At 41.9% G+C, this 14284-nt stretch carries 12 protein-coding genes and 1 riboswitch; of the genes, 11 read left to right on the top strand and 1 reads right to left on the bottom strand.

Annotated features, from left to right (window positions below):
• Window positions 1–96: 96 nt before the first annotated feature.
• On the top strand, window positions 97–1089 hold the full coding sequence (locus CVD23_RS10140; RefSeq protein ID WP_101665921.1) for an LLM class flavin-dependent oxidoreductase: 993 nt from the start codon (window positions 97–99) through the stop codon (window positions 1087–1089).
• A 70-nt stretch (window positions 1090–1159) separates the two neighbouring features.
• Here CVD23_RS10140 and CVD23_RS10135 read toward each other — a convergent pair whose 3' ends face one another.
• A complete protein-coding gene (locus tag CVD23_RS10135) occupies window positions 1160–1312 on the bottom strand; it encodes a YpzG family protein (protein ID WP_101577341.1) in 153 nt (50 codons plus the stop codon).
• A gap of 270 nt (window positions 1313–1582) precedes the next feature.
• Window positions 1583–1764, top strand: a riboswitch (Lysine riboswitch).
• Between the two features lie 98 nt (window positions 1765–1862).
• Between CVD23_RS10135 and CVD23_RS10130 the strand changes: the two genes are divergently transcribed.
• The 10 genes from CVD23_RS10130 (at window position 1863) to CVD23_RS10085 (ending at window position 14283) form a co-directional block, all read left to right on the top strand.
• Complete coding sequence (locus tag CVD23_RS10130; RefSeq protein ID WP_101665920.1) at window positions 1863–3260, top strand: amino acid permease; 1398 nt, start codon at window positions 1863–1865, stop codon at window positions 3258–3260.
• A 279-nt stretch (window positions 3261–3539) separates the two neighbouring features.
• A complete protein-coding gene (locus CVD23_RS10125; RefSeq protein ID WP_101577339.1) occupies window positions 3540–4805 on the top strand; it encodes an ammonium transporter in 1266 nt (421 codons plus the stop codon).
• A 59-nt stretch (window positions 4806–4864) separates the two neighbouring features.
• On the top strand, window positions 4865–5836 hold the full coding sequence (locus tag CVD23_RS10120; RefSeq protein WP_101665919.1) for a DUF294 nucleotidyltransferase-like domain-containing protein: 972 nt from the start codon (window positions 4865–4867) through the stop codon (window positions 5834–5836).
• A complete protein-coding gene (locus CVD23_RS10115) occupies window positions 5833–6546 on the top strand; it encodes an exonuclease domain-containing protein (protein ID WP_101665918.1) in 714 nt (237 codons plus the stop codon). Before CVD23_RS10120 ends, CVD23_RS10115 begins: the two co-directional genes overlap by 4 nt.
• Window positions 6547–6756: 210 nt before the next feature.
• Window positions 6757–7752: a LacI family DNA-binding transcriptional regulator gene (locus CVD23_RS10110; RefSeq protein ID WP_101577336.1), complete on the top strand. Its 996-nt coding sequence runs from the start codon at window positions 6757–6759 to the stop codon at window positions 7750–7752.
• A 163-nt stretch (window positions 7753–7915) separates the two neighbouring features.
• Window positions 7916–9124, top strand: a complete 1209-nt coding sequence (locus tag CVD23_RS10105) for an ABC transporter substrate-binding protein (RefSeq protein ID WP_257988278.1) — start codon at window positions 7916–7918, stop codon at window positions 9122–9124.
• A gap of 62 nt (window positions 9125–9186) precedes the next feature.
• Complete coding sequence (locus CVD23_RS10100; protein WP_101665916.1) at window positions 9187–10050, top strand: carbohydrate ABC transporter permease; 864 nt, start codon at window positions 9187–9189, stop codon at window positions 10048–10050.
• Window positions 10051–10052: 2 nt separating this feature from the next.
• Window positions 10053–10871, top strand: coding sequence for a carbohydrate ABC transporter permease (locus CVD23_RS10095; RefSeq protein ID WP_101577463.1), 819 nt, complete (start codon window positions 10053–10055; stop codon window positions 10869–10871).
• A gap of 66 nt (window positions 10872–10937) precedes the next feature.
• Window positions 10938–12617 (top strand): glycoside hydrolase family 13 protein, encoded by a 1680-nt coding sequence (locus CVD23_RS10090; protein ID WP_101665915.1) that lies wholly within the window; start codon window positions 10938–10940, stop codon window positions 12615–12617.
• Window positions 12618–12648: 31 nt separating this feature from the next.
• Entirely contained in the window at window positions 12649–14283 is a 1635-nt protein-coding gene (locus CVD23_RS10085) for a glycoside hydrolase family 13 protein (RefSeq protein WP_101577462.1), read from the top strand.
• The last annotated feature ends 1 nt before the right edge of the window (window position 14284 follow it).

Genomic DNA, 14284 nt, shown 5'->3' with positions numbered 1-14284 from the left:
CATAATAGATGATATTGAAATTGAAAACTATAATAGGTTGGTATGGTAAGTAGACCATTATTGTCATGCTATTTATAGAGGAAGAAGGTAATTTGTTTGAAATTGAGTGTTCTGGACCAATCTGTTATCAGTAAAGGAGGAAATGCAAGCTCAACATTCCGAAACACTGTGAAACTTGCTCAAACAGCAGAAGAGCTTGGATTTATCCGTTTTTGGGTGGCTGAACACCATAATACGAACGGGTTTGCAGGCTCAGCGCCTGAAATTCTAATTTCTCATCTTGCTTCGAGGACGAAAAAAATCCGCGTAGGCTCGGGCGGGGTTCTGCTCCCGCAATACAGCCCTTATAAAGTAGCTGAAAATTTCAAGGTTTTAGAGGCATTATTTCCGAACCGCATCGACCTCGGAATTGGGCGTTCACCTGGAGGCTCGCCATCTACCCGGTTAGCGCTGACAGATGGGTTAAGAAAAAGTATGAATGACTTCCCGCAACAGGTCAAAGACCTGCAAGGATTTTTAAACAACAGCTTGCCTGATGCTCACCAATTTCACGATGTTCATGCCTTCCCAACAACAGAATCGCTTCCGCAAATGTGGCTTTTGGGAGTAACACACCGGGGTGCGCGGGTTGCGGCTGAAAACGGCACAGCGTTTACTTATGGCCATTTCATTACTCCTGTTAACGGGCAAAGAGCGATGGACCAATATCGAAATGACTTTCAACCATCTCAATATTTAACGGTACCAACAGCAAATGTCTGTGTTTTTGTCGTTTGCGCCTCGACAGAAGAAAAAGCTGAGGAGATGGCACTGAGCCAGGATATGTGGCTGCTGGCGGTGGGAAATCAGACAGATACAAGTATCCCTTCGATCGAAGAAGTGAAAAGCATGAACTTAACAAATGAGGAACGATTAAAAGTAAAAGAAAACCGCAAGAGAATGATTATTGGTACACCTGAGAAAGTAAGAGATGAACTTCTCCGTTTAAGTGAATTTTACCGGACAGATGAATTTATGATCATAACCAATGTTTATGATTTTCAAGATAAAATTTACTCCTATCATTTATTGGCAGAGATGTTCCATTAGGAGTATCCCGACTAATATAAAAAGAAAGAAGACCGAAGAAGTCTTCTTTCTTTTCAGTTCAGAAATATCCTTACCACCTGTGAGCCTTTGCGTTACTTCTTAGTATAATGGTCATTTGCGACATCTGAGTGTGTCCATTTACTTGCGAACTCGCGCGCTTACGTCTCGTCCAATTATGGTGAAACTGTTGAGAATGTGGATCCAAGTGATCTTTATAGCTCATTTTGAATCACCTCATAATAGGATAGAATATGCTAAAACACGTGATAACGTGATATTCGCGAATATCATTAACAGTATTTGAATACATTGAATAAAAAATACATCCTGCGCGCAAACCAAAGTTTTTATTTTTTTGGCCGACGAGCAAAATACCCGAACAGACTAATAATAACAACTAATCTGAATTCTAGCGGGATTGTTGACAGATGGTTGCGTTGTTGCTATTCTCAATACTAGCAATTTCATATGAACAAAATCCTCATCGCTATCTCGGTGAGGTAGAGGTTGCGGCAATTAAGAGTAGCTTTTTCTGAGGTCTGTTGGGATCTGAGACGAAGAGTGAAAGGAATTGCTGCCGAAGTATGGATGGACCCACACAGCCGTTCACGCTGGGACTGCATCGAATAGGTGCAGGACTGTCGCAGATTTATTCTGGGGAGAGCTATGAACGAGATAGGATGCGGGTTTTTTTATATTCACAGAAACGCGCGGGTACACTATACCTACGCGTTTTTTATTGTTTAAATACTAGATTCCTTGGGGGTTTTTGCATGAATGAAAAAAATTGGGGACTTTGGCTGCTGACAGCTTTAGTCGTTGGAAATATGGTAGGTTCGGGGATTTTTATGCTTCCAAGTACACTGGCGCAAATTGCCAGCCCTATGGGAGTTACGATTGCCTGGATCATAACAGGTTTCGGAGTTCTGATGATCGCACTGGTCTTTGGGAAATTATCAATTCGCCGTCCTGATTTAACGGCAGGTCCGCAAAGCTATGCGCGTGCTCTGTTCCAATCCGAAAGTAAAGGGAAATTAGCCGGATTTAGCATGGTCTGGGGATACTGGGTCGCAAACTGGATCAGTAATGTTGCGATCATCACGAGCTTAGCCGGATATTTGTCAACCTTCTTCCCGGTAATGGGCAGCTCTGCTGTTCTCTTTACTATCGGGGGCCAGCCAATTGAAGCAGGAAGATTGGTTACATTCATCGTTTGTACGATTTTGCTATGGGGAACTCATTATATCGTAATAACAAACCTCAATGCTGCCGGAAAATTAAATTTCGTTGCAACAGTTTCAAAGGTTATCGGATTTTTACTATTCATTGTTGCTGCCTTGTTTGCTTTCCAGTCCTCCAACTTGGGTGAGTTCTATACAACAGTAGTCGATGCTGAGGGGCAAACGCACAATCTTGCCAGCCAAATCAATTTAGTCATGATTTCAACGCTATGGGCATTTGTTGGCATTGAATCGGCTGTTATTTTATCCGGGCGCGCCAAATCGCAGCGGGATGTCAGCCGGGCAACCGTCATTGGATTATTCATTGCGCTCATTATTTACATGGGAATTACGATGCTCATCATGGGTATTTTACCTCAGGAAGTATTAAGAGCCTCTGATAAACCTTTTGTTGACGCCCTGTCCGCTATGGTTGGCGACAACGGTGGGACGATTATGGGAGTGCTCGCAGTCATTTCATTATTTGGCGCAACAATCGGCTGGGTATTGCTAAGCTCAGAAGTTCCATATCAAGCGGCAAAATCGGGCATTTTCCCGGCTTATTTTGCGAAAGTAAATAAAAATGGAAGTCCTGTTCGTGCCCTTACGGTTACAAATGCAATGTCACAGATCTTTATCTTTTCGACGATTTCCGGGACGATCAGTGAGGCCTATACCTTTTTAACAACATCGGCAACACTTGCTTATTTAATTCCTTATCTTGTCTCAGCCATTTTCTTCTTGAAGCTGACGATTAAAGGAGAAACATATGATCTCATCAAAGGACCGCGTGTTCTTGATGGCATCATTGCGGCATTGGCGTTGGTCTATTCGCTATATGTGATCAGATCGGGAACTGCGGATCTGCAAACATTTTCTTTAGGAATTGGGCTGTTCCTGGCCGGATTTATCATTTATCCGATTGTCAACCGCAAGAAGTCAAATAACTAACAAACAATATGAGAACAAAGCTGACTTGGGATTCAATCCTTTACAAGTCAGCTTTGTTTTTTTATTTTCTCCTTAACACCTCCGAAAAACCGTCTGCAGATGATTTTATCTTAATGAATCAATTATTAATGTTATATTTTATTACATTAAACAATCAGAAACTTTAAAATTTTCATTGACAGATCATTCAAATCGGTTAAAATAAGAAATAATAAATCAATGTTATATTTTCTAACATGAAATGTTATGAAAAATACATTGAAAAAAGGAGGAAAATGTATGGACACCATCTTTTTGATGAACAGCTTGTGGGTAATGGTAGGAGCAGTTTTAGTCATTTTGATGATCGGTGGATTTATTCTGCTTGAAGCCGGCTCGACTCGAATGAAAAATGCGGGTCATATCGCAGGAAAAACGATCTTTACGTTTGGGCTTGCCTCACTTGTGTTTTGGGCAGTAGGATTTGGCTTTATTTTTGGTGATAATGCGAACTTTTTCGTTGGTCTTTCCCACTTTTTTTATTCCGGTTATGAAATTGAAGGCATCAATCTTTCTTCATCGGTTTTCTTCCTATTTCAATTGGCTTTTGCAGGAATCGCGATTACCATCGCGCTCGGAGGCTTTGCGGAGCGCGCTAAATTATCGGTCTACTTAGTCTTCACTATTCTGTTTTCCGCGCTCGTCTACCCGGTGGTTGCCCACTGGATTTGGGGCGGAGGCTGGTTGGCGGAACATGGTAAACAGGATTTCGCCGGATCCACCGTGGTGCATTTGACTGGTGCAATGGCTGCCCTGGCTGCGACACTACTGCTTAAACCAAGAATCGGCAAGTATAATAAAGATGGTTCGGCCAATAACATTTACGGGCATAACCAAGTATATACTTCCTTAGGGGTATTGATTTTATGGATTGGCTGGTTTGGATTTAATGCGGGCAGTACGGTTTCTGTAGATGGTGGATTTTTCGGTTTCGTTGCGTTGAATACAAATCTAGCCGCCGGAGCCGGTGCTGTTGCCGCTTTGTTAATCTCATGGGTCGTAATGGGTAAATCGGATGTAACGACATTGCTGAACGGAGCACTTGCCGGGTTGGTCGCAATCACCGCATCATGTGCTTTTGTCGACACATGGGCAGCGGTTGTGATCGGGTTTGTCGCAGGAATGCTAGTGTTCTATAGTGCAAGATTTTTTGAAAAGAGAAAAATTGATGATCCGATTTATGCCTTATCCGTTCACGGCGCAGCTGGAGTTTGGGGAACAATATCAACCGGCTTCTTTGCAACACCAGAACTTGCAACTGTTGGCTTACCCGGGTTATTTTATGGTGGAGGGCTTACCCAGCTGGGCGTTCAATTAATGGGGGTAGCAGTTTCAGGAGCTTATGCATTTGCCGTTTCATTCGCAATTTTATTCGTCGCCAAGAAAGCGATGAAAGGGCTTCGAGTAACAGAAGAAGAAGAGATTATGGGACTGGATATGAGCGAGCACGGCAGCTACGGATATCCTGAAGTATTCATGGCAAAAGAGAATAAACTGACCTCATAAGATCAAAAATTCTGCAATAGGCTGATGAAATTTCTGCCGGGTACGAAGGAAGTGTTGCAATGGCCGATGGTTTTGAATCTTATGAAGCGATTAAAATATGGAAGGATGAAGCGATTCATTCGTTTCAGGGAGATACTCTTTCCTTAAATGAGTTTCATGACAGAGTGTTACGCAAGGTTTATCAGCTTGCGGCATGCCGATTGAACAATGGTTCCCCTCCCTGCAGTTATTCCTGGTTTATTACGGGCAGTGGAGGGCGGTTTGAGCAAGGGCTGATCAGCGACCAGGACCATGGCATTATTTACGAAAGGTCCAGCCCGGAAGCCGCTGAGTATTTTCTGAGGCTTGGCGAAGAGCTTTCCCTTGGAATGGCTATAGTCGGATACCCTTATTGCGAAGGGAAAGTAATGAGTTCGAATCCGCTCTGGTGCCAATCGAAGGTTGAATGGAAAGCGCAGCTTTTGCAGTGGCTCGAGGAGGAAAGCTGGCAGTCAATCCGTTATTTGCATATTTTTTACGATTCGCGGCCGCTGGTCGGTGCGGAAAGCTTTGTAAACGAGCTGAAGTCGTTTATTTATGACTTTCAAAAAGAGCATCCGAAAATATTAATGCGTTTATTAGAAAATGTCATGCATATGAAAAACGCAGTCGGCCCTTTTGGCCAAATTATTCCCGAGGAAAAAGGCTTGTATAAAGGTTCGATCGATTTAAAAAATACTGCGATTATTCCATATGTCAATGCCGTCAGGATTTTGGCGCTAAAAGAAGGGATAAAAGAGACGTCAACTCTGGCGAGAATTGACCGGTTAACAAAAAATCATCATGAACTGTTGGACTATAGAGAGAATTTTAGAAAGCTGTTAAGCTATCGACTTTCACTGGCTGCAAATAAATCGTATGATGAAGGCCATTATTTGAGCATAAAAAAACTAAGTAAAGCTGAAAAACATGAACTAAAGAAAATCCTTAAAGATGGAAAAAAGCTTCAACAATACGTCCAGGCAATTGTTGAAAAGGGTGTAAAAAAATGAGATTTCCGCTTATTGATATGATGAGAGGAATTCACGGAAAGATCAATTCAACCGTGGGGGGGCAGAGCTCTCAACAAGTGGCATTTTTGCGGCAGCTGCAAAAAGAGATGAAGGTCGAAGCATCAATGACCATACCTTTACACGAGTTGAATGTTGTTGTATTTGATATCGAAACGACCGGTTTTTTTTCTGACCAGGGAGATGAAATGATCTCATTGGGAGCAGTTCGGGTTTGCGGCCGGGAAATTCATGAAAACGAGGTATTTTACTCTCTTGTTCGTTACGAGAAAAATCTTTCACCGGAAATAGAGAGACTGACCGGCATTACAAGTGATGAACTGAAACATGCACCTTATCTTTCAGACGTCCTTATTCAATTTTTTGAATTCGTAAACGGTGATAGCCTTGTTGCCCACCATGCAAATCATGAAAAAAGCTTCTTGCAAAATGCATGCTGGAAACTGTTTCGCGCACCTTTAAAGCATCGAATTATTGATACATCGTTTTTGTACCGAATTGCCGAACCTAAAGCAAACATGGTCAGGCTCGAAGATTTTTGTGAACATAATGGCATACCGGTCGCAGATCGCCATCATGCGCTTGGAGATGCAAAGCTGACCGCTAAGCTTTGGTGCTGCTATCTGTCAAAAATCGACGAACTTGGCTGCCGTACTTTATCAGATATATATGAACGGGTTGCGAAGCTGTAGGAGAACAAGAGAATGAGCAGGAAGCAACAAATCAATCAAACTAAAAAATAAACCTGGTGCAGAGGAGAATTTTAATTCTCTTTATGATCAGGTTTTATTTTTTATAGCAAAAAAAATTTTTCGAAAAACGTTGAAAGGGTTTTCAATTAGTGCTAAGATCATTACGTAAACGTTTTCGTAATTTTGATGCTTCCAGAAAGAGGGTGGGATATGGAATACACCATCAAAGATGTTGCAAAGAAAGCAAATGTCTCGATTGCAACGGTATCAAGAATAGTTAATAACCAAACGGGATTTTCTGAAAAAACAAAACGAAAAGTGCTGGACGTGATTGAGGAATTAGGCTATCAGCCTAATGCTGTTGCCAGGGGCTTGATTAATAAGAGAACGCATACGATCGGGGTACTTTTTCCGAAGTTTTCCGGAATGCTGGTCACAGAGTTTTTAAGTGGAATTGAAAAAGCAGCCAATGAACAGGGATCGAGCGTTATCGTCTGTCATACAGAGTCAAACGGTGAAAAAACGATGAAGTACCTTCAGTTACTGAATGAAAAAAGAATTGACGGAATTATTTTTACCAGTGAAGTTCTAAAAGATGAATACTATCAATATATTAAAAAGATGAAGGTCCCAATGGTGCTTCTTTCAACTGAATCGTATGTTTATCCGGTACCCTATGTAAAAGTGAATGACAGGCATGCCGCATACACAGCGACGCAATATCTAATTCAGAAAGGACATAAAAAAATTGCGATGATCAGCGGGAATAAAGACGATATTATTGCGGGGAAACCGCGAATAGACGGCTACATCAACGCAATGACAGATAACGGCCTTCCTGTAAACGACAAATACATTATTAACAGTAAAAGCTTTGCTTTCCAGGACGGGGTCGAAGGGTTGGAAGCTTTGATGCGGCAGGCTCCGGGAGTAACCGCGGTTTTTGCAGCCAGCGATGAGATCGCAATTGGTGCCTTATCAAAAGCATATCAGCTTGGGATTAAAGTTCCTGATGACCTATCGATTATTGGGTACGATAATTTGAGCATTGCGGAAATGTCGGCACCCCCGTTAACATCTGTTGCGCAGCCGTTAGCTGAAATGGGGGAAATGGCCACAAAAATGCTGTTTGAGATGATGGAAACCGGACAGAGCGTGGAAAGCCGGATTATGCCACATCAAATTATCGAAAGAAACAGTGTATAGAGAAGAATAACTCATTCTTCTTTTCTCAACTCTTTTACGTAAACGTTTACGTAAATATCGGACAAGATAGGAATTTTTTTAAGACGCAAAAAGTAAACGTTTACGTAATTAAAAAATGATATTCAGGGGGAAAAACAATGTTTAAAAAATGATTGCAGGTATGATGGCTCTGGCGCTGGGTGCTGGATTGTTAGCGGGATGTTCATCTTCAAGCGAAAGCGCAGATGGAAAGGTCACGTTGGAGATGTTTTCAAATAAGCCGGAGAATATAGAAACCTATAAAGGGTTAATCAAAGATTTTGAGAAACAAAACCCGGATATTAAAGTGAAGCTCGAGGCACCACCTGAAGCAGAAACCGTTTTAAAAACACGGTTAACGAAAAATGATATGCCTGACATAATGGCAATCGCGGGTAATGCGACATATGGAGAGCTCGGTCGTGCCGGTGTCCTTCATGACTTTACTGATTCTGAGCTTGTAAAGAATGTTCAGCCTTCCTACGTTGAAATGATTGGCCGTTTGGTCGGGTCTGAAACGGATGGAATATTCGGTCTTCCATACGCATCGAACGCCAATGCGGTGATTTATAATAAGCAAAAATTTGCAGAGCTTGGCTTGCAGGTTCCTGCGACCTGGGATGAATTTATCGCTGTACTTGATCAAGCGAAAGCTGCCGGTCAGATCCCGATTTACTTCACCTTGAAAGACGCCTGGACAGGAATGATCTCATGGAACTCTTTAGGTGCTAATACCGCAGGGGACGATTTTGCCGAGGAGAAAACGGCAGGTAAAACTACATTTGTTAAAAGCTATGGTGAGGCTGCTGACAAAATGTTATCTCTTATAAGCTATGGTCATAAAGATAATATGGGAGTTGCTTATAAAGACGGAAATAATGCGTTTGCGAGTGGAAAGTCTGTCATGTACATCCAGGGCAACTGGGCGATTCCGGAAATTTTAAAGGCAAATCCGGATATTCAGCTTGGAGTATTTCCAATGCCGGTCACAAATGATCCAGCTCAAAATAAATTGGTTTCAGGTGTTGATGTACTGCTTGGTGTGAATGAGGATACAGAGCATAAAGACGAAGCATTGAAATTTGTTGAATTTATGAGGGAAAAAGAAACAGCGAAACGTTATATTGATGAACAAAAAGCCTTCTCTGCTATCGAAGGTGTCTTCCAGGAGGATCCGGTATTTGAAGGAATTAAAGCTAATTTTGAATCCGGAGCGATTACGAGCTTTCCTGATCATTACTACCCAGCAGGAATGGGAGCAGAAAACATCGTTCAAGAGTTTTTAATTGAACAAAAAAAAGAGGCTTTTCTAAAGAAAATGGACAGCGAGTGGGACAAAGTCCAAAATCGCTAAAAGGATCAATGCCCGGGGCATCTGCAGCGGAGGCCCTGGGCTGTTAAGAAGGAGAGGTTTCGATGAATAAGAAAAACAAAACATTCTTGGTCATTGCAATTCCTGCGTTTGTCCTTTTCTTTACTTTTCACACATATCCTGCACTGCAGGGGATTTTTTATAGCTTTACTGACTGGAAAGGGTACGGAAATTGGAATTTTGTCGGATTAAAGAATTACTTAAATGTATTTAAGGATGAACGGGCGCTCGATGCCTATATATTCACCTTTAAGTTTGCGATTATATCAACCATTATCGTCAACATAATCAGCTTGCTGGTTGCGATGGGCCTTAATTCAAAGATTAAATTCCATAAATCACTACGGGCTGTCTATTTTTTACCGTATATTCTAAGCATACTGATTGTTGGCTTTATTTTTAACTTTGTGTTTACCCATTTCCTGCCGAAGATTGGCGAAGCAACTGGGCTTGAATTCTTGTCAACAAACATCCTGGGAGACCCTGACCTTGCCTGGATCGGGATCGTTATTGTTGCCGTCTGGCAGGCAGTCGCATTTAATACGATTCTTTATTTAGCAGGTCTTGTCACGATTTCTGAGGATTTATATGAAGCAGCGAGCATTGATGGCGCCAATCATTGGACGAGGTTCTGGAAGATTACCTTTCCACTAATCGCTCCTTTCTTTACGATTAATATGGTGTTATCGATGAAAAACTTCTTGATGGTATTTGATCAAATTATGGCCCTGACTGGTGGGGGGCCAGGTCAATCAACCGAATCGATTTCGTTGCTCATCTACCGCGGCGGATTCGAGGGCGGCGAATTTGCTTACCAATCGGCAAATGCCGTTATATATTTCATCATTATTGTTGTCATTTCGATCATTCAGCTTAAATTTTTAGAAAAAAGAGAGGTGGAAAGCTAATGATGACGAAAAAAACAAATTGGCCTGTAACCATTCTCTTAATTTTGGGGTCATTATTTATTGTATTTCCGCTCTATTTAACCGTCACAATTGCGTTTAAAACGCCAGCTGAAATGGCAGGAAACTTATTGGCGCTGCCGCAATCATGGTCATTCAATAACTTTACGGAAGCGATCGAGATGACGAATTTCTTCAACGCCTTCAAAAATAGTTTATTCGTCACTGTTTTTGTTGTCATCTTTACGGTCCTTACGAATTCCCTGGTTGCATATGCGGTGGCCCGCAATCTTCATAAGAAGTTTTATAAGTTTTTGTATTATTATTTTATTAGTGCGATGTTTATTCCGTTTCCAATTATTATGCTTCCGATTGTAAAACAAACGAGTGCATGGGGAATGGATAATTTAGTCGGATTGATTATCCTTTATATCGTTTTCAATTTATCATTTAATGTATTTATATATATTGGATATATCAGATCGATACCAAAAGAACTCGAGGAAGCAGCAATTATCGATGGTGCGAGCACATGGGGAGTTTTTTGGAAAATCATTTTCCCGCTCTTGGCGCCTATGAATGCAACAGTTGCGATTATCACATGCCTTGGCGCGTGGAATGATTTTATGCTTCCGCTAGTGATGCTAAGCGACCGCGATATGGCGACTTTACCGCTCGTCCAGTATATTTTCCAATCGCAATTCAGCACAGATTATAATCTGGCCTTTGCTTCTTATTTAATGGCGTTAGCTCCGATGATCATTGTTTATATCTTTGCGCAAAAATGGGTAATCAGCGGCGTGATGAGAGGTTCGATAAAATAAACAGTTTTAAGAATGTAGAAACTACAATAATACGCTATACAAAAATCAGTGATTGGAGCGATCGTTTTGAACAAAACCTGGTGGAAAGAGAGCGTCATTTATCAAATTTATCCCCGCAGCTTTAATGATAGCAATGGCGACGGGATCGGTGATTTACAAGGAATTACCGAAAAACTTGATTATTTGAAAGAATTGGGTGTCGATGTCATCTGGTTATCACCGGTCTATAAATCCCCGAATGATGACAATGGGTATGACATTAGTGATTACCAGGATATTATGGATGAATTCGGAACAATGCAAGACTGGGAGAAGCTGCTTACAGAAGTGCACAATCGCGGCATGAAGCTGATTATGGATCTGGTCGTGAACCATTCATCCGATGAGCATAAGTGGTTTGTTGAATCAAGAAAGTCGAAGGACAATCCTTATCGAGACTATTATGTTTGGCGCCCGGGAAAGGATGGGCGTGAGCCGAATAATTGGGAGTCGGCGTTCAGCGGTTCTGCCTGGCAATACGATGAAGCGACAGAAGAGTATTATCTTCATTTATTCAGTAAAAAACAGCCAGATCTGAATTGGGAGAACCCTGACTTAAGGAAAGAAGTTTACAAAATGATGACATGGTGGCTAGATCAAGGGATTGACGGCTTCCGAATGGATGTGATCAACTTTATCTCCAAACAACAAGGCCTCCCGGACGCCCCAAACCGTGAAGGGAAAAAGTACGTGGGAGGCGGGAGATTTTATATGAACGGCCCCCGTATTCATGAGTTTTTGCATGAAATGAACAACGAAGTTCTTTCGAAATATGACATCATGACTGTCGGTGAAATGCCGGGTGTTACTGTAGACGAAGCAAAGCTTTATACAGGGGATGACCGTAAAGAACTGGATATGGTTTTCCAATTTGAACATGTCGATCTGGATTCAGGACCAAATGGAAAATGGGATTTAAGACCTCTTGATCTTCGTGATTTAAAACAAAGTATTACGAAGTGGCAAACAGGCCTAAACGGGGAAGGCTGGAACAGTCTTTACTTAAATAACCACGACCAGCCGCGCATGGTGTCCCGGTTTGGCGACGATGGGAAATATCGGGTAGAGTCGGCGAAAATGCTCGCGACATTCCTCCATATGCTTCAAGGTACTCCGTATATTTACCAGGGTGAAGAAATCGGCATGACCAATGTCCGCTTTGATTCGATTAAAGACTATAAAGATATTGAAATCCTAAATATGTACAAGGAAAAAGTGATTGAAGGCAATGAAAGCCATGATAAAGTGATGGAATCGATTTACGTCAAGGGCAGGGATAATGCCAGAACACCTTTTCAATGGGACGACTCAGAACATGCCGGCTTTACAACCGGTGAACCTTGGTTGAAAATAAACCCTAACTACCATGAAATTAATGCAAAACAAGCGGTTAAAGATCACAACTCAGTTTATCATTATTATCGCAAGCTTATTAAACTTCGCAAACAACATCCGATTATTGTTTATGGGGATTATCAATTGATTCTTCCGGAAGATAAGCAAATTTTTGCTTATACCCGTTCCCTGGAAAATGAGAAGCTGTTGGTCATCACTAATTTTAGCGGTGAATCTGTGCCATTCTCATTGCCCGAAGATGTCGAATTCACTGCAGTTGAACTGTTAATCAGTAACTACGCGATTGAAGGAAAGCCATCTCTATCGTTTGAATTGCGGCCATATGAAGCAAGAGTTTATAAGGGTTTTTAATTTAGAACGGGAGCTGACCTTGATGAATTCACTGAAAAAAACATGGTGGAAGGAAGCTGTTGTATACCAAGTGTATTGGCGCAGTTTCTATGATACGAACGGGGATGGCTATGGTGACCTGCAAGGTGTAATCGAGAAGCTTGATTATATAAAAAGTCTTGGCGTTGATGTTATTTGGCTTAATCCTTTTTACGAATCACCTGATCGCGATAATGGCTATGATATCAGCGATTATTATGGAGTTATGGGCAAGGCTGGCGACATGCCAACCTTCGAGACGCTTGTGAAAGCAATTCATGAGCGTGGCATGAAAGTGATTATGGACCTTGTTGTTAACCATACTTCTGACAAACATCCATGGTTCATTGAATCCCGTTCCTCAATTGATAATCAAAAGCGTGATTGGTATATTTGGAAAGATCCGAAGGACGGGCGGGAGCCGAGCAATTGGCGGTCTTATTTTGCCCCGTCGACATGGGAGCTGGATGAGGCAACCGGCCAATATTATTTCCATTCGTTTGCGGTCGAGCAGCCTGATTTAAACTGGCAAAACCCGGAGCTTCGCAGCGAAATTTATAAAATGATGCGCTTTTGGCTTGATAAAGGGATCGATGGATTCCGCATGGATGTCATTAATTTGCTTGCAAAACAGGAAGGATTTCCAGATGCCGAAAATCCATTCGATATTAGCTACTTGGCCAATAATCCGGGGATACATGATTATTTGCAGGAAATGAACAGGGAAGTTCTGCAGCATTACGATGTGATGACAGTAGGGGAAATTCCGTTCGTGACGCCGGAGGAAGGCCTGCTTTATGTAGGGGAAGACAGAAACGAGCTGAACACACTCTTTCATTTTCAGGTTGCCGACGAAATGGCGACGTGGGATATGCTTCGTTATAAGGAAATCCAAACCCGCTGGTATGAAGGCTTGAAGGGGAAAGGCTGGAATTCGCAGTTTCTCAATAATCATGATCACACGCGCCAGGTAACCCGGTATGGAAACGATCGTGAATACCGTGTTGAATCTGCGAAACTGCTGGCGACCATGGTTCATACTCTGCCGGGCATGCCATATGTTTATCAAGGCGAAGAAATCGGCATGACCGGGGTCCGCTTTGATTCGATCGATGATTATGATGATGTTGCTATGAAGAACAAGTACAAAGAATTGGTTGAAAAAGGGCAGGATCCGGATGAAGTGTTTGAAAGCCTGCTTCTACCCAGCCGCGATAATTCAAGAACGCCAATGCAGTGGGATGATAGCGATCAGGCTGGGTTCACGTCGGGAAGACCATGGATAAAAGTGAACCCGAATTATCGGGGTATTAATGTGGAAAAAGCATTAAAGGACCCTGATTCTGTTTTCTATTATTATCAAAAGCTTATATCGTTAAGAAAAGACCATGAGGTTATGGTTTATGGAGATTATAAAGATTTATCCAAAGACGACCCAAATTTATATGTTTATACCCGCACTTACAATGGCAAGACATGGTTGGTCATTTTAAACCATTCGGATAAGGCAAACTCGTACACTCCTGTTTCAGAAATATCGACAGGAAAGCTAATCATCTCAAACTACCCGAATGAAGATTGTGCAGACTTCTCAGAGACAATGAATATAAGGCCGCATGAAGCGAGAGTTTATGAGTTAAATATCTGAC

Origin of the sequence: Bacillus sp. V33-4 (genome assembly GCF_002860225.1) — a bacterium.
GTDB classification, from domain to species: domain Bacteria; phylum Bacillota; class Bacilli; order Bacillales; family Cytobacillaceae; genus Bacillus_BJ; species Bacillus_BJ canaveralius.
The sequence above is the reverse complement of the archived record's forward strand: the minus strand, read 5'-3'. Positions and strand labels throughout refer to the sequence as shown.